This is a genomic window from Streptomyces sp. NPDC127097, assembly GCF_042724075.1.
GTDB lineage: Bacteria > Actinomycetota > Actinomycetes > Streptomycetales > Streptomycetaceae > Streptomyces.
In genome coordinates this window covers 17,090-32,282 of the sequence record NZ_JBHXFI010000075.1, presented here as the reverse complement: position 1 = coordinate 32,282, position 15,193 = coordinate 17,090, and the positions used below count along the sequence as shown (strand labels likewise).

The 15,193-nt window shown below is 71.5% G+C and carries 15 protein-coding genes; 7 read left to right on the top strand and 8 right to left on the bottom strand.

Going from position 1 to position 15,193, the window contains the following annotated elements; genetic code table 11:
* Positions 1 to 88: 88 nt before the first annotated feature.
* The 4 genes from ACFWJW_RS34355 to ACFWJW_RS34340 form a co-directional block, all read right to left on the bottom strand.
* A complete protein-coding gene (locus tag ACFWJW_RS34355) occupies positions 89 to 535 on the bottom strand; it encodes a hypothetical protein (protein ID WP_387248579.1) in 447 nt (148 codons plus the stop codon).
* Between the two features lie 15 nt (positions 536 to 550).
* Positions 551 to 814 (bottom strand): hypothetical protein, encoded by a 264-nt coding sequence (locus tag ACFWJW_RS34350; RefSeq protein WP_387248577.1) that lies wholly within the window; start codon positions 812 to 814, stop codon positions 551 to 553.
* A gap of 487 nt (positions 815 to 1,301) precedes the next feature.
* A complete protein-coding gene (locus tag ACFWJW_RS34345) occupies positions 1,302 to 2,492 on the bottom strand; it encodes a sensor histidine kinase (RefSeq protein WP_387248575.1) in 1,191 nt (396 codons plus the stop codon).
* Positions 2,493 to 2,560: 68 nt separating this feature from the next.
* Entirely contained in the window at positions 2,561 to 3,229 is a 669-nt protein-coding gene (locus ACFWJW_RS34340) for a response regulator (RefSeq protein WP_387248573.1), read from the bottom strand.
* Positions 3,230 to 3,765: 536 nt separating this feature from the next.
* Here ACFWJW_RS34340 and ACFWJW_RS34335 point away from each other — a divergent pair.
* Together ACFWJW_RS34335 and ACFWJW_RS34330 are read left to right on the top strand one after the other, a co-directional pair.
* On the top strand, positions 3,766 to 4,650 hold the full coding sequence (locus ACFWJW_RS34335) for a glycerophosphodiester phosphodiesterase (protein WP_387248571.1): 885 nt from the start codon (positions 3,766 to 3,768) through the stop codon (positions 4,648 to 4,650).
* Between the two features lie 437 nt (positions 4,651 to 5,087).
* Positions 5,088 to 6,266 (top strand): acyltransferase family protein, encoded by a 1,179-nt coding sequence (locus ACFWJW_RS34330; protein WP_387248582.1) that lies wholly within the window; start codon positions 5,088 to 5,090, stop codon positions 6,264 to 6,266.
* Positions 6,267 to 6,698: 432 nt separating this feature from the next.
* Here the strand turns inward: ACFWJW_RS34330 and ACFWJW_RS34325 are convergent, their stop codons facing one another.
* Positions 6,699 to 7,106 carry a RidA family protein gene (locus ACFWJW_RS34325; protein ID WP_387248581.1) on the bottom strand — a complete coding sequence of 136 codons (408 nt, stop codon included), beginning with the start codon at positions 7,104 to 7,106 and terminating at the stop codon, positions 6,699 to 6,701.
* Positions 7,107 to 7,943: 837 nt separating this feature from the next.
* Positions 7,944 to 8,642 carry a spheroidene monooxygenase gene (locus tag ACFWJW_RS34320; RefSeq protein ID WP_387248569.1) on the bottom strand — a complete coding sequence of 233 codons (699 nt, stop codon included), beginning with the start codon at positions 8,640 to 8,642 and terminating at the stop codon, positions 7,944 to 7,946.
* Between the two features lie 131 nt (positions 8,643 to 8,773).
* On the opposite strand from ACFWJW_RS34320, the gene ACFWJW_RS34315 reads away from it, so the two are divergent.
* Positions 8,774 to 9,463 (top strand): TetR/AcrR family transcriptional regulator, encoded by a 690-nt coding sequence (locus tag ACFWJW_RS34315; protein WP_387248567.1) that lies wholly within the window; start codon positions 8,774 to 8,776, stop codon positions 9,461 to 9,463.
* 90 nt (positions 9,464 to 9,553) lie between these two features.
* On the opposite strand, the gene ACFWJW_RS34310 is transcribed toward ACFWJW_RS34315, so the two are convergent.
* Positions 9,554 to 10,729 carry an alpha/beta hydrolase fold domain-containing protein gene (locus tag ACFWJW_RS34310; protein ID WP_387248565.1) on the bottom strand — a complete coding sequence of 392 codons (1,176 nt, stop codon included), beginning with the start codon at positions 10,727 to 10,729 and terminating at the stop codon, positions 9,554 to 9,556.
* A gap of 120 nt (positions 10,730 to 10,849) precedes the next feature.
* Complete coding sequence (locus ACFWJW_RS34305; RefSeq protein WP_387248563.1) at positions 10,850 to 12,526, bottom strand: bifunctional 3'-5' exonuclease/DNA polymerase; 1,677 nt, start codon at positions 12,524 to 12,526, stop codon at positions 10,850 to 10,852.
* A 504-nt stretch (positions 12,527 to 13,030) separates the two neighbouring features.
* Between ACFWJW_RS34305 and ACFWJW_RS34300 the strand changes: the two genes are divergently transcribed.
* The 4 genes from ACFWJW_RS34300 to ACFWJW_RS34285 all read left to right on the top strand — a co-directional run bounded on the left by ACFWJW_RS34300 (position 13,031) and on the right by ACFWJW_RS34285 (position 15,084).
* A complete protein-coding gene (locus tag ACFWJW_RS34300; RefSeq protein ID WP_387248561.1) occupies positions 13,031 to 13,276 on the top strand; it encodes a chaplin in 246 nt (81 codons plus the stop codon).
* Positions 13,277 to 13,518: 242 nt separating this feature from the next.
* Complete coding sequence (locus ACFWJW_RS34295; protein ID WP_387248559.1) at positions 13,519 to 13,926, top strand: rodlin; 408 nt, start codon at positions 13,519 to 13,521, stop codon at positions 13,924 to 13,926.
* Between the two features lie 365 nt (positions 13,927 to 14,291).
* Positions 14,292 to 14,525: a chaplin gene (locus ACFWJW_RS34290; protein WP_026169719.1), complete on the top strand. Its 234-nt coding sequence runs from the start codon at positions 14,292 to 14,294 to the stop codon at positions 14,523 to 14,525.
* A gap of 271 nt (positions 14,526 to 14,796) precedes the next feature.
* Positions 14,797 to 15,084, top strand: a complete 288-nt coding sequence (locus tag ACFWJW_RS34285) for a hypothetical protein (RefSeq protein WP_387248557.1) — start codon at positions 14,797 to 14,799, stop codon at positions 15,082 to 15,084.
* Positions 15,085 to 15,193: the final 109 nt, after the last annotated feature.

Here is a 15,193-nt window from a genome sequence, read left to right as displayed (position 1 = left end):
CCGCTACGACAAACGAGCCACCCACTACCAGGCCATGGTCACCCTCGCCTGCCTACAACTCTGGCTCCCATGACTTTGCGGACACCCCCTAGGGCTCGGGGAGGGGCAGTCGCACCGCGCTGAGGTCATCCGTGTCACGAGGCGGAAGATGGGCGGACCGCACGGTGGCGAAGGTGTAGTACGAGACGTTCTCACGACGCTGGAGGCGGCTGAGTTCGATGGTGGCCGGATAGCCGTTGCGGGGGCAGTGCGGAAGGCACCACATACCGCGCAGCCGGCCGGTGGCCACGGCCTTCGGCGCTCCCCAGGAGCGCCAGCTCAGCCGGGAGACCGAGGAGAACTCGGTGAGGCCGAAACCCGTGGGGCGGGTCAGCGGATGGCCCATGGTGTCGGAGACATAGACCGGGCCCCGGGCCGGCGCGGGGCTGGGGGCGGGGCCCGCCACCCGCGGCTCTCCGGGATCGCCGCACCCCGAGAGGCCCACGGCCGCCAGCACCAGTGCGCACAGGGTGACCAGGGCCGTGGGCTTGTTCATCGGGAGCCTTCTGCGTCAGCTGGTGGCGAGCGCGTGCTTGCCCTTGAGGTCCTCGGAATCGTACGCACCGTTGCCGCCGGCCAGCTTGATGGTGAAGGCGGAGTACACCTTCTTGCCGTGCACGGACTTGGGGTCGGAGAGCGTGATGGTCGCCTTCAGCGGCTTGTCCAGGCAGGTGTCCAGGCACCAGGCGCCGGTGACCTTGCCGGTGGCGACGGCCTTCTTGGCGTCCCACTGCTTCCAGTGGAGTGCCTGGGCCGAGGTGAACTCGGAGAGCACCAGGTTCGCGGGCTGCGCTCGGCCTTGCCCTTGTCGGCGTTCTCCTCGCCGTAGTGGTTGATGACGTAGGGGGTGTCGGCCTTCGCGGTGTGCTGCGGCGCGGCGGCCTGCGCGCCGGTGGCGGTGGCGACCGTACCGAGGGCGGCGACACAGGCCAGTGCCGCGGCGAAGGCCGTCCGGTGACGCCGGGGGGTGCTCGTGCGCTTCATAGCTCTCGCTCCATCGTGTTGATCATTGGGGCACGAATGAAGCTAGGAGCGACGTTTCTCGGTGGCCTGTCAGCCGTGTAACAGCCGCCCATCGACCGCTGTTACCTGATCTACACACGGGAGAGCGGCCCCAGTTGAGCCGTCGGCCCAAGGGAAAGGCCAGGTCAGGGCGTTGGTCCTGCGGCAACCGGCGGTTCGTTCGCCGTGCCGCCCCGGTTCACGGTGCGGCCCCTGGGCACTGGACGGTGAACTGGGCTTCAGAGACGGCGATATGAGGGTCAGCGCACGGCGGACACCGGCAGCCGGCAGCTGACCCGCCACCCCTGCCCGTACGGGCCCGCCTCCAGGGCGCCCCCGACGGCACCGGCCCGCTCGGCCAGGGCCGCCAGACCGGTACCGCCGCCCGGGCGCCGGCCCGGCTCCCGCCGAGCCCGGGGGAGGGGGCCGGCGGGCCCGCCGTCCGTGACCGAGACCTCCACCGCCCCGTCGGCGCTCCGGACGGCACACACCTCGACCCGCCCGGCCCGCGGCGCATGCCGCCGTACGTTCGTCAGCGCCTCCAGCACCACCCGGTACGCGGTGTCCTCGGCCTCCCGTGAGAGCGCCCCGGCGACCCCGTCCTCCAGGGACAGCGTCACCTCGGCCGCCGCCATCGCGCCGAAACGGTCCAGGAGTTCAGGCAGCTCGGCCAGCCCGTGCGGCCGGGTGGGCGGCGGCTCCTCCGCACGGCCCTCCGCCGCGCGGAGCGTCGCCACCGTCCGGTCCATGGAGTCCAGCGCCCGCAGCCCGGCCTGCTCGATGCGGTGCAGCAGCGCGCGGTGCTCCGGGAGACCGCCGTCCTCGCCCAGCTGGGCCGCCTGGGCCTCCAGCACGATCCCGGTCACCTCATGGGCCACGAAGTCATGCAGATCGCGGGCGACTTCGAGCCGCTGCTCACGGCGGGCCAGCGCCACGGCATCGGCCCGCCGCCGGTCCAGCGAGCGCAGATACAGCCCGACGCCCGTCGCCCCGGCGGCCGGGACGAAGGCCAGCGCGGCCAGGAAGACCGACTCCTTGAGCCCGGTCTGCGGCGCGTGCAGGGTGAAGCGCAGCGGCAGCAGCACCACGGCGGCGCCGGTCAGCCCGCCGACGAGGCCCGCCCGGGGGCCCGGCACATGGCGTACCGCCCGCTCCAGCAGGACGAGCAGCGCGACCGTCTCGAACGGAAGCCAGAGCAGGGCCGGGCCGGCCTTCCCGAACGAGACGGTGTCCGCGGCGAGGGAGAGCACCGCCAGCCCGGATGCCGCCCGCGCGAGCGAGACCCGGCCCACCGGCCACACCGCTGTCGCCACACCCAGCGCCAGCGCCGCCATGACCGCCGGAAGCCAGGCGCCGGGGGGCGAGACGAGGGCGGGCAGCAGCATCGCCGCCGCGGCCGCACCGCTCCACGCCCTGCGCCGTCCACGCCGCGCCGGAGCCCCGCCCGTCATGGCGGCGAGGCCACCCGCGGCGCCCGACGGCACCCCGGGCCCGGCCGCTTGCCGTCCCCGCCCGCCCCTCACCCCGGTGTCCGCCCCGTCGCGTAGCCCAACTCCCAGGCCCGCACGGCCACTCCGACCCGGTTACGGACCTGGAGCTTGCGCTGGATGCTCGCCACATGGGTCTTCACGGTGCCCGCGGAGATGAACAGCTCCCGGGCGATATCGGCGTTGGTCTTGCCCTCGGCGACCTTTCCGGCGATCTCCGCCTCCCGCCCGGTCAGCACCGCATCGCGACGGCGGGGGCGGCGGCCGGCCGCGGGGCCGGTGACATGCTCCAGCAGCCGGACGGTGATCGACGGGCTGATCAGACTGTCGCCGGCCATCGCCGCCCGCACCGCCTCGATCAGCAGCGCCGGCCCCGAGCGCTTGAGCAGAAACCCCGAGGCGCCGAAGCGCAGCGCGGGATAGACGTATTCATCGAGGTCGAAGGTGGTCACGACGACGATCCGGACCGGGTCGGCCAGCGCGGGACCGGCCAGCCGGCGGGTCACCTCCAGGCCGTTCATCCGCGGCATCCGGATGTCCACCAGCGCCACATCCGGCTTCAGCGCGCGCCCCATCGCCACGGCGTCCAGCCCGTTCGCCGCCTCGCCGACCACTTCCATATCGGGCTGGCTCTCCACGATGCGGCGTATCCCCCGGCGGACCATCTCCTGGTCATCGGCGATCAATAAGCGAATCGTCACGGGCAGGAATTCTGCCGTACGGGCGGGGCGGGGGAGGGGGCTTGGCTGGGTGGGGGTGTTGCGTGGGTGGAGGGGGCTTGGCTCGGTGGGGGGCGTTGCGTGCGCGGAGGGGGGCTGGCCCGGCGGGGATCGTCGCCCGTGCGGAGCGGCTTGGCCCGGCGGGGACCGCCGCTCGCGCGAGGGCTGCCCGAGAGGCCCCGTGAGCGCCGCCCAGGGAGTCGCCGCCACATGAAGCGGGCCGCCCGAGAGGCCCCCATGGGAGCCGCCCCGGAAGCCGCCGACGCACGGATGGAGGGCCGCCCGGGGAACCGCCATCCACCCGCTCCACATCCGATCCCACCCACCCTGACCTGCGAAAAGTCGACTGCCGGGGCGGGTGCGCGGGCCCCGCCCGGCGGTCGCTCGCGTGGCGGGTGGCGCGGGATGCGGGCATGTTGAGGAGGAGACAGCGGCATTCCTGAACGGGAGGAAGGGCCTTGCGGGGGCATGCCTGACGCGGCGGGCGCCGTCGGGCGAGCGGACCAGGAGGCTGCCGCATGCTTCGGAGATCACTGCGGATCCCCGCTGCCGGCGCCGCCTACCTGCTCACGGCCGCGGTGTCGTCCTCCGCGATGGCGTTCGGGCCGGCCGCGTTCGCCGATTTATTCGCGAGCCGCGGGACCCGGGCCGGCCCCGGCACCGCGGCGACCCGGGTCATCGCCCACCGCGGCGCCTCCCGTTACGCCCCCGAGAACACCCTCGCCGCCGTCGACGCCGCCCACCGCCGTGGGTTCCTCTGGGTCGAGAACGATGTACAGCGGAGCAAGGACGGCCGGCTGGTGGTGCTGCACGACACCACCCTGCGGCGGACGACGGACGCCGCCCGGGTGTTTCCCGGCCGGGCGCCGTGGCGGGTGGGGGATTTCACCGCCGCCGAGATCGCGCGGCTGGACGCCGGCAGCTGGTTCGGCAAGCGGTTCAAGGGGGAGCGGGTGCCCACGCTCGCCGACTACTTGCGCCGTTTGGACCATAACGGGCAGCGCCTTTTGCTGGAGATCAAGGCCCCCGAGAAGTATCCCGGAATCGAGGCCCAGGTCCTTCGTGAACTACGGTCACGGGGGTGGCTGGATCAGACCCATGTCCGGAGCCGGCTGGTGGTCCAGAGCTTCTGTGTGATGTGCGTAAAAACCGTCCATGAGCTGGCGCCGCAGGTGCGTACGGGTATTCTCGGCGCGCCCGATGTGCGGAAACTGGCGGGCTATGCGCGGTTCGCCGACCAGATCAACCCCCGGGTTTCCGCGCTCAGTTCACGCTGGCTGGCGGCCGTGCACCGGCTCCGCGGGCCGCACGGCCGGACGTTGGAGGTCTATGCGTGGGACGTGGCGAAGAACACGACCGCCCGCTCCGTGCGGGCCAGAGGGGTCGAAGGTGTTATTGAATAGCGGCAACGGCCGGAGATTAAGGCGGCATTGTCCAGATCTCCGAGGGTGCCGGGCCGTGCCGCGGCCGAGCCCTGCCGCCCGCGGTGCGTGAAGGAGCTGTGGAGGGCGGATGCGCCGCGTGTGGCAGCGGCAGGCAGGGATTTACGTGATTCCCGCCGCGAGGCTAAGGTGCCTGAGATGTTCGACGCCGCCACACTCCCCGTAAAAGAACTAAGACGCAGGATTTGGCTTTTGGGTTCCGATTTGCGGCCCGGCGCGGGCCAGGCTTCAGCTCCTCCCCTGGGATCCTTTCGGGAGGCTCCTTGAACAACGAATTTCCGGCGTACGGTGAACGGCGGGTGCCGCTTCCCCCGCCGCGGCAGATGTCGCACGACACGCTGAACCGGACGGGCACACCGGCGCCGGCGGAGACCGGCGGAGCCACCGCCACGGCGACGATGGCACCGGCACGGGCCGCCTCCGCTACGGCGCCGGCCGGCCGGCCGACCGCGGGCGGCAGCGCGCACGCCAAGCCCAGAGCCCATGCCAAGGGCCGGGGCAGGGACCGTGCGACGACCGATGCGAAGGCCGACGCGAAGGCCGACGCGAAGGCGAAGCCGCGCGATGCCTTCTTCGACAATGCGAAGTATCTGGCCATCGTGCTGGTGGCGATGGGGCACTCCTGGGAGCCGCTGCGCGACGGCAGCCGCTCCGCGGCGGCGCTCTACATCACCGTCTACGCCTTCCACATGCCGGCGTTCATCATCATCTCCGGCTATTTCTCGCGCAGTTTCGATATGCGCAAGGACCGGCTACAGCGGCTCATTACCGGCGTCGCCGTGCCGTACATCCTCTTCGAAGTCGCCTACACGCTCTTCAAGAAGTGGGCGGACGACGATCCGGGTTACCCGATAAGCCTGACGGACCCCTGGTATCTGACCTGGTTCCTGCTGGCACTGTTCGTCTGGCGGCTGACCACCCCGCTGTGGAAGATCGTGCGCTGGCCGGTCCCGCTGGCGCTGACGATCGCCGTGCTCGCATCGGTGTCCCCGGACATCGGCGACGACATGGACCTCCAACGGGTGCTTCAGTTCCTGCCGTTCTTCGTGATCGGGCTGTCGCTGCGGCCGGAGCACTTCAAGCTCGTACGCCGCAAGAAGGCGCGCATCCTGGCCGTACCGGTCTTCGCGGCCGCGCTGGTCTTCGCGTACTGGGCGGCCCCGCGGATGAACGCCGCGTGGTTCTACCACCGCGACGCCGCCCAGGAACTCGCCGCCCCGTGGTGGAGCGGTGCGGTGATGACCCTGGCGATGTTCGGCTGTTCCCTCGTGCTGGTGGCCTGCTTCTTCGCCTGGATCCCGGGCCGCACCATGTGGTGCACGGCGCTGGGGGCAGGCACCCTCTACGGCTACCTCCTGCACGGCTTCCTCGCCAAGGGCTCGCGCTTCTGGGACTGGTACGACAACCCGTGGATGCACACCCCGTGGGGCGCGATCGTGCTGACGCTGATCGCCGGCACCGTCGTCACGGTCCTGTGCACACCCCCCGTCCAGCGCGCCTTCCGCTGGGCCATGGAGCCCAAGATGACCTGGGCCTTCAAGAAGGACCCCGTGGGAATGGCCCGCAGCCGCCACTGACCGCCCACCACCCACACCACACGGGCTGACGCGTCATCGCGCCGGAACGAGGCGTACGTCCACGAACAGCGCCAGGGGCGCCCATCCCACCGGAACAACGGCGGGGCGGGCGCCTCTGGTGTGTGCGGGGGGGAGGCGACGCTTGGGCCGGGGCGTGGCTGCCCGGTCTGGTTGGGGGGCGTTCGGTCGGGCTGGGGGTCGCCCGGCCTGGCTGGGGGTCGCTTGGCTGGGCTTGGGGTTGCTCGGTCGGACCGGGGCTTGCTCAGCCCGGCTCGGATCCGCTCTCCCGGCTCGTGGCCGCCCGGCCTGGCTGGGGTGGGGGCGGCGTGGCCGGACTCGAAGTCGCCCAGCCTGCCTTGGGGTCGCCCGGCCCGGCTCGGATCCGCCCCGTCTGGCCCGGAGCTACAGGGATAGCGGGGCGGGACCCAGCCCTCAGCGGACGACGGCGATACCTTCGATCTCGACCAGCGCGGTCTCGTCCCACAGCCGGGTCGCACCGATCACGGCCATCGCCGGGTACTCGCCGCCGACCAGCCGCTTCCACACCCGGCCGATCTCCCGGGCATGCCGCCGGTAGTCCGCGACATCGACGGCGAAGACGGTGAGCTTGGCAAGGTCGCCCGGCCCGGCCCCGGACGCCGCCGCGACATCCAGCAGATTCCCCAGCGCCCGCTCGAACTGCTCCACGATGCCGTCGCCAACGATCCGCCCCGCCCCATCCAGAGCGGTCTGACCGGCCAGGAAAACCATCGTGCCCGACGCCGCCCGCACCCCATGACTGAACCCGGTCGGCGGCGCGAGATGCGGCGGGTTGACCCGCTCCAGCTCACGGCCGCACACGTCCGGCCGTGCGTCGGCGTGCGTCCCTGCGCGGGCACCGGTGCCTGCTTCGGCACCGATGCCTGAGCCGACGGCCGCGCCGGCGCCCGCGTCCGTGCCTGCCTCCGGACCCGTCCCTGCCTTCGCCGCCCTGCCGGTGACCGTACGTGCCTCCACGCCCGACCCTCCCCCCGCGTCCGCGCCTGCTTCCGCACCCGCACCCGCGCCTGCTTCCGCACCCGCGCCATGCTCGGCAGGCCGCTCCGACCCAGCGCTCGTTCCGGTCCCGGCACTCATCCGGCCGACTCCCTCCGCCGCCAACTCTTCTCGCCCGTCCAGGGATTGAAGCGCGTCCCGCTCCTCCCGGGGAAGCCCTGCTCCGAGAGAACGAGCACCCGCACGGCCACGGCCCCTCGCGACCCCGTCCGGCGCCAAGATCACCTCGCCGACCGCCGACCGCCGACCGCCGACCGCCGACCGCCGACCGGCTACGCCACCTCCCGGCGAGTTTAGGTTCTGCCCGGCGGATCGGCGTGTGCGACGACATGCCCAGCCGGCACACCCACAGACGGCTTGGCCCGACCCGGCATGCCACGACCACAAACGGCCCGGCACGACGCGGCCCGGCCGGCCCAGCCCAGCCCGGCCCAACCCAGCCCGGCACGGCGTGGCCCGGCCCACCTCGCCCGACCGGCCCAGGCCGGGGCACGCCCCCACCACGCCCACCCCGCGCCTCGATCCCACCGGCGCCCACAGCCCCCCGTAGTACCCGCCCGCCCCCGAGCACACGCCCGCGCCCCGCGCCCACCGACGCCCACAGGCACACCCCGTAGGACCCATCCGCCCCCCGAGCGCGGCTCAAGGTATGCGCGGGGCCATGGTGGCCGCCGACACCGGCTCCTGGCCGTCGAGCGTGCCCTGGGCACCGTAGGGGCGGCACCGCAGGAACCCGGCCTCATGGTGGAACGGCTTCGCCTGGTGATCCGTGATCACGTTCTTGTGCTCGGGCTGCGCGGATCCGTAGGCGTACCGCTGCATCGCCGAGGTGCTCTGCCACAGGGAGAACGTGCCGACGAAGCGGGGCGGTCGGGCCAGGGCGACCGAAGCGGTCATCGCGGGGTCGTCGGCGGCCCGGCCGGCGGCCCGGGAATTGGCGCGCAGGAACGGCAGTGCGCGGCGCAGCCGCAGCTGCCCGAGGGTGAGCACGGCGACCGGCCCGTCCTCCTCGTCGCGCGCGATGCCGGGCTCGACCTCGACCGGCATCGGGCCCCAGGAACCGGAGAACCGCAGCGGCTGCAACCGCACATGCCACCCCCCGGCCAGCCGCCGCGCCAGCGGTGCCTCGGCGAGGAAGTGGTCGAGCGCGGCATCGTCCTCCCACGCGGCGAGCAGCGCGGCGCGGCCGGGACGCACCTTGGGCGGGCCGCCCGCGATGGCACCCGTCAGCGTCGTCTCGGCATACCGGAGGCCGGGGGTCTCGCCCGGCCGTGGGCGCTCACGGAGCACGCTGCGCACGGCGCGGACGCCGATGTCGGCGAAGTGTACGGAAACGATCATGACGAGCCCCCGCATCGCGAACTTACTACTGCGTATACCAAGTGGTACACGACCCAGTATCCTTCATCGCAACGGCCATGGCGAGCCGAATGCACCATCGAAAATGAGCCAGATCGCAGGGAGGGGACCCCATGAGCGAGATCGACCGGAACCGCGCCGCGCGCGCCGAGGCCCGGACCCGTATCGAGGACACCGCGGCCCGGCTGTTCGCCGAGCGCGGCTTCGCGGGCACGACCATCGGGGAGATCGCCGCCGAGGCGGGCCTGAGCAAGCCGATGCTCTACCGCCACTTCGACTCCAAGCGCGAGCTGCACCTCGCCCTGCTGGAGCGGCACCGCGACGAGCTGGCCACCGCCCCGGTCCGCGAACTCCTGCACGGCGCGGGCGATCTGGACACGCGGATGACGGCGATGTACGACGCCTGGTTCGGGTATGTGGAGAGCCACCCGTACACCTGGCGGATGATGTTCCGCGACACCACCGGGGACGCCGAGGTGGCGGCCTTCCACCATGAACTCCAGCGCCGGCAGCGCGAGACGGACATCGCGCTGCTCCGCGAGTTCGTGCCCGGCCTCCCCGAGGCCGAGCTGGAGCCACTCGGCGAGGCGATCCGCAGCGCGCTCTACGGGCTCGCCCTGTGGTGGCTGGAGCGCCCCGAGCAGCCACGCGAGCTGCTGGTCGCGGCGATGACGCGGATCACCCGTGGCCTGATCTCCACCGTCGAGCACCCGGGCCCCGAGCCGACGGGCCCCGAGCCGACGGGCACCGAGTCACCGAGCCCCGAGTCGCTCAGCCCCGAGCCGACGGGCACCGCGGACTGAGCCCGGGCCCTCCGCGCGGGACGGGGCCCGGCGCCCGGCGCCCGGTTAAGCCCACCGGATACGGCGTTCAGCCCCCACCGGATCGGGCGTTCAGCCCGCCACCGGATACAGCGCCGCCCTCAACTGCCCCGTCCAGTGCGCCGTCATCTCCTTCGCCACCCGCGTCTCCGGCGCGAACAGCTCGAAGCCGTGCCAGGCACCGGGCACATTGCGGACGGTGACCGGAACCCCGGCGTCCATCAGCCGCCGGGCATACGCCAGCCCCGCATCACGCATCGGATCGAGGTCACAGACCAGCACATAGGCCGGCGGCAGCCCCGCCAGATCGGTGGCGCGGGCCGCCGCGGCATACGCCTCCGCCGCGGCCGTCCCCTCCGGCAGATAGTGCTTCCACGATCTCTGGACGCTCCGCCCGGTGGTCACCCGCGCCCCCAACTCCCCTCCAGCGTCCGCCCGCTCGGCATCCGCCCCTTCAACGTCCGCGCCTTCAACGTCCGCCCCTCCAACGTCCGCCCCTCCGACGTCCGCCCCTCCGACGTCCGCCCCCTCGCCGTCCGCCCCCTCCTCCGCCCCGACCCGGTCGTCCAGATCCGGGACGCACAGCGACTGGTGGACGATCGCCGGGCCGCCACGGTCCCGGGCCATCAGGGCGACCGCGGCGCTGAGCCCGCCGCCCGCGGACTTGCCGGCGAGGGCGATCCGCGCGGGATCGATGCCCAGCCCACCGGCTTGCTCCGCCGCCCACTCCAGGGCGAGGTAGCAGTCCTCCACCCCGGCCGGATAGCGGTGCTCCGGGGCGAGACGGTATTCGACGGTGATGACGACCGCGGGCAGCTCACGACAGAGCGCGATCGCCGCGCGGTCCTGCCCCGGCAGCGACCGGCCGAGGGCGAACCCGCCACCGTGGAAGTGCAGTACGGCGGGCAAGGCGCCGCCGGCACCGTGGGCGGCCGTCCGCGCGTCTGGTCCCGGTGCGGCGCCCTCGCCCCCGCCGCTGCCCGCCCCGCCCTCCGGCCGGTAGACCTCGACCGTCAGCGCACTGCCGTCCGCCCGCGGGATCTCGAACCGCTCGCTGTCCACGCCCGTACGGTCGGCCGGAACGGCGGCCAGCATCGCGTGGAATCCCGCGCGGGTGCCCTCGATGTCCTCGTACGGATCGGAGAACCGCGGCAACGACTCAAAGGCCGCGCGGAGTTCGGGATGCACCCGCATCGCGGCCGGGTCCTGCATCGTGGTCCGGGGCGGCCTCTCGGGCTGGGCGCTCATACGGGCACTCCTCGTTCGGGACGGACGGACAACGGCCTTCTGCTCGCGATCTTCACTCTGCACGCCCCGCCCCCGCCCCGCCGGTGCCTTCCCGGCACGCCGCGCACCGCCCGCCCCGCCTCACTTCGCCTCCGCATAGCACTCCACCACCGCCGTGGTGAACGGGAAGCGGACCGGAATCTCCCCGAACGCGATCCGCCCCGCCGTATCCGCCGCCGCCGAGATCGCCCCGGACACCGCCGCCGCCTCGTCCGCCGGGCAGTGCACGATCACCTCGTCGTGCTGGAAGAAGACCAGCTCGGCGCGGAGCCCGCCCTCCCACAGCGAGTGCCGCAGCGCGGCCAGCATCAGCAACGCCCAGTCGGCGGCGCTGCCCTGTACGACGAAGTTGCGGGTGAACCGGCCACGGGCCCGGGCGGCCGCCGAACTGCCCCCGTATCCCGCGGGCTCCTCCTGGGGCAGACCCGCCTCGTCGGGCGGCACCATGGATGCGGGCGGGCAGGTGCGTCCCATCCAGGTGCGCACCAGCCGGCCCTCCTCGCCCGCGCGCGCCGCCTCGTCCACATACGCCACCGCGGCCGGATAGCGGCGGCGCAGATCGGCCATGTGCTTGAGGGCGTCGCCGGACGTCTGCCCGTAAATGGCGCCCAACAGCCCGAGCTTGGCCCGGGCCCGGTCCCCGCCGAACGCCCGGGCCGCCAGGTCCGCGTACAGATCCTCGCCGCTGCCGGCCACCTCCATCAGCCCTCGGTCACGCGAGACGGCCGCCAGCACCCGCGGCTCCATCTGGTCGGCGTCGGCCACCACGAGACGCCACCCTGGATCGGCGCGCACCGCCTGCCGGATCACCTTGGGGATCTGGAGCGCGCCGCCCCCGTTGGCGGTCCAGCGCCCGGAGACCGTGCCACCGGGAAGATACTCGGGCCGGAACCGGCCGTCGTGCACCCACTGCTGGAGCCAGGCCCACCCATGGGCGGTGTGCAGACGGTAGAGCTTCTTGTACTCCAGCAGCGGCGCCACCGCAGGGTGATCGATCTGCTGGAGCTCCCACTTGCGGGTCGAGGTGAGGGAAATCCCCACCCGGGCAAAAGCCTTGATGATCTCGTTCGGCAGATCCGGGCGCACCCGCGCTCCCGTCCCGAACGCCCGGGACACCTCATCGGCCAGCTCCGCCATCCGGCGCGGCTCCAGCCCGCCCGGATAGCGCCCGCCCAGCAGCCCGTCGAGCAGCGCGCGGTGCACATCCGCCCGCCAGGGCACCCCGGCCCGCCCCATCTCCGTGGCGACCAGCATGCCCGCCGACTCCGAGGCCAGCAGCAGCCGCATCCGGTCCGGATGTTCGGCCTTCTCCGTACGCGCCACATGGCCGGCGTAGACCTCCAGCAGGGCCGCCAGCTCGTCCGTCCCGGGCGGCAGCGGCACCGGGCCCGGCTCGAACAGCGACGGCTGGGTCTCGGCCGTACGCACTGGCGCGTCCTCGGGGACGGGCAGGCCGTGCAGCCGCGCCCAGGCGGCGGCCAGCGAACGCGGCTGGCCCGACTGGCCCTCCTCGTGGCCGATCAGCAGCGCCTCCGCGGCCTCCACGTCATAGCAGCGCTCGACCCGCACCCCCGCCGCCAGCAGCCGCCGGTAGATCTCCGCGGTGGACCGCCACACCCACCGCTCGACCTCGGGCCGCGAGCGCACCGCCGCCGCGAGCGAACGCTCCCGCACCACCGGCCCGGCGGCCCGTCCGTCCGCCCCGAGCGGGCAGAGACGAGCACCCCCGTCACCCGTCTCCACCACCGCCCATCTCATGCCCTTGAGTCTTCCACCACCCACTGACAATCGCCCTGACCAGCACGGACGCCCCCACGGCAGCACCCGCCGCGCACCGCCCACTCCGACGGACGGAACCACGACCCCACCCGCCTGACCCGCCCCACCACGAAGGACCGCCCGCACTCCCCACACCGCGGAACGAGAAACGAGAACGAGAAACGAGATCAGACACCCTCTGCTCCCGCCCACCCGCAATCGCCGCCCCATTCACCGGCCCACGCGTTTACCGGCCCACCAGCCACCGCCATGCCGCCCTTAAACCGCGATCCGGCCGACAATCTGCTTTGTCCGGCGTCCTGTTGGGATGCGTCCCGGGCAGGGAAATATCCCCCTCGCCAATACCGCCTGCTTCTCCAGGACTTGCGCCCGCGCATTCACCCGATTGAACCGCTACCTGTGGCATGGTTGATGAGTTGAGCAGCTTGTCGCTCTAAGCGGAGCGTACAGATTTCTGCTTGCTGCCATGTGAAGAGGTTCACCGTGAAGTTTGTTTCCAAGGCCGCCGTCCTGACCGCCGCCGCGGGCGTCGCCGTTGTGGGCGGAGCCGGTGCGGCCAGTGCGTACGGCGGCGCCGGCGCGGCGGGAGTTGCCCAGAACTCCCCTGGTGTGCTCTCCGGCAACCTCATCCAGGTTCCGGTCGATGTGCCGGTCAACGTCTGCGGCAACACCGTCAACATCGTTGCCCTGCTGAACCCGGCGTTCGGCAACACCTGCCTCAACGTCTGATGAACGTATAGCTCTTGAGGCCCGGCCGCTTTCGCCGGCGCACTCCACGACAAAGGCCGGTACGACGAATTCGTACCGGCCTTTGCCGTGCAAAACCCGCTGCGGGCCGCAATGTTGGCCGTCCGCAGTGATATGTATCTATGGTTTCGTGGCATTCGGGTGAAACGGCGAAACCGAGCCCCCAGAAGCGAGTTGACCAGTGCGCTCCGGATACGGGCACTCCGCTTCGAGAAGGGTAAATCGTGATCAAGAAGGTGCTGGCCACGACGGCCGTAGCCGCGTCCGTCGTAGGAATCACGGCGACGGCCGCTCCCCAGGCGATGGCGATCGGGGACCACCACGGTACGTCGACCGTCAACGGCAACGGAGCCAAGAGCGCGTTCGGCAACTCCACGACCAGCGGCAGCATGAGCCCGCAGCTGGAGCTCATCCAGGGCTCGCTGAACAAGCCCTGCCTCGCCCTGGGCAAGCTGGACGCCCAGGTCTTCGCCGGGGCGATTCCGATCGCGGCGCAGGACATCAACCTGCTGTCCAGCTCGCAGAACCAGCAGTGCACCGAGAATTCGACTCAGGCCAAGGGCGACGACCCGCTGTCGCACATCCTCAGCGGCATCCCGATCCTGTCGGGGAACGGCGTCGGCAACCACTGAACCGGCCATGGGCCGCAGGCCCGGATCGCCGGCTCGCGCTTCCAGAGCGGTCCGGCGCCTGCGGCACCCCGTCAGAACCGTAGGGACGGAAATTCTCGATCCCCCTATCGGTAGGAATTCGTATTCGGCGGGTGCCTCGTCCGTTCGAACTCCGGTGTTTTTTCCTCGTCGTATGCATGGTGGCAATCTCCCGAAACGGTCTTGCACTCCATCGGGCGATTCCTCCGAAAACCTCCGGGCGAGAGTTTCGTCCCTGAGGACAACTCGTTACCAATATCGTCAGCGGCGTTACGGGCGAGCAGCTCAACGCCCGAGCGACACGACGGTCGTGTTCGCTACGGACCCGCTGCAAGGAAGGGCTGAAAGTGAAGTACGCAAAGGTCGCAGCAGTCACTGCCGGAACCCTCATGGCGGTGGGCTCGGCTGCGCCGGCGTTCGCCGACGCGGGTGCCGCGGGCGGTGCCAAGAACTCCCCCGGTGTCCTCTCCGGAAACGCCATCCAGGTGCCGATCCACATTCCGATCAACCTGTGCGGCAACACCATCAACATCGTCGCTCTGCTGAACCCGGCGTTCGGCAACACCTGCCTGAACCACTGACTCGAAGAAATTCGAGCCGTGTCCATGTGACCCGGCCCCGGTGCGCAGACCACTGCGAACCGGGGCCGGTCGCCCTTCGCCTCCGGTGGGCACACGCACAACATGCCAAATTTTCGGGCGGATTGACCGGGAAGAACACCACTTCAGGGTTTCTCCGGGCGGAGGCACTCCTTAGTCACGCGGAAAGCGGTAGTAGAGCAGCGAATCGATTGCTCGCGCGGCACTGATGTCGCCGGACCGTTGAAGCACCGGCCGAGAAGGGACAGTTGAAGTGAAGTACGCAAAGTCTGCCGCGGTTGTCGCCGGCTCCGTCATGGCGCTGGTCGCCGCCACCCCCGCTTTCGCCGCACGGCCCGATGCTCCGTCCATGAGCCTCAATGGCGGGCTGACCGACGCGCTGAGCAACAAACAGCTGGACGGCCACCAGCTCACGCCGCTGATCAAAACGGTCAAGGCCACGGGGAGCAAGGTCAGGTCGACCAACGCGAAGAAGCTGCTCCGTGGTGTCACCGGGGCGACGAAGAAGACTTCGCTGCTCGGCGGGCTTCCGCTCAAGTAGTCGCGAAGGCCGCGGACATGCGCGGCAATATACCTCGATCATTTCTCATTCCGAATGCCGGGTGCGATCGGAAGCTGATCGGTAAAACGCGGTTCAGGGCACGCAGCTG

What these genes read in the sequence shown, in the direction of transcription:
- ACFWJW_RS34355 (WP_387248579.1), bottom strand. Translation starts at nt 535, where the DNA reads ATGAACAAGCCCACGGCCCTGGTCACCCTGTGCGCACTGGTGCTGGCG.
- ACFWJW_RS34345 (WP_387248575.1), bottom strand. Translation starts at nt 2,492, where the DNA reads ATGACGGGCGGGGCTCCGGCGCGGCGTGGACGGCGCAGGGCGTGGAGC.
- ACFWJW_RS34335 (WP_387248571.1), top strand. Translation starts at nt 3,766, where the DNA reads ATGCTTCGGAGATCACTGCGGATCCCCGCTGCCGGCGCCGCCTACCTG.
- ACFWJW_RS34330 (WP_387248582.1), top strand. Translation starts at nt 5,088, where the DNA reads ATGGCACCGGCACGGGCCGCCTCCGCTACGGCGCCGGCCGGCCGGCCG.
- ACFWJW_RS34320 (WP_387248569.1), bottom strand. Translation starts at nt 8,642, where the DNA reads ATGATCGTTTCCGTACACTTCGCCGACATCGGCGTCCGCGCCGTGCGC.
- ACFWJW_RS34315 (WP_387248567.1), top strand. Translation starts at nt 8,774, where the DNA reads ATGAGCGAGATCGACCGGAACCGCGCCGCGCGCGCCGAGGCCCGGACC.
- ACFWJW_RS34310 (WP_387248565.1), bottom strand. Translation starts at nt 10,729, where the DNA reads ATGAGCGCCCAGCCCGAGAGGCCGCCCCGGACCACGATGCAGGACCCG.
- ACFWJW_RS34305 (WP_387248563.1), bottom strand. Translation starts at nt 12,526, where the DNA reads ATGAGATGGGCGGTGGTGGAGACGGGTGACGGGGGTGCTCGTCTCTGC.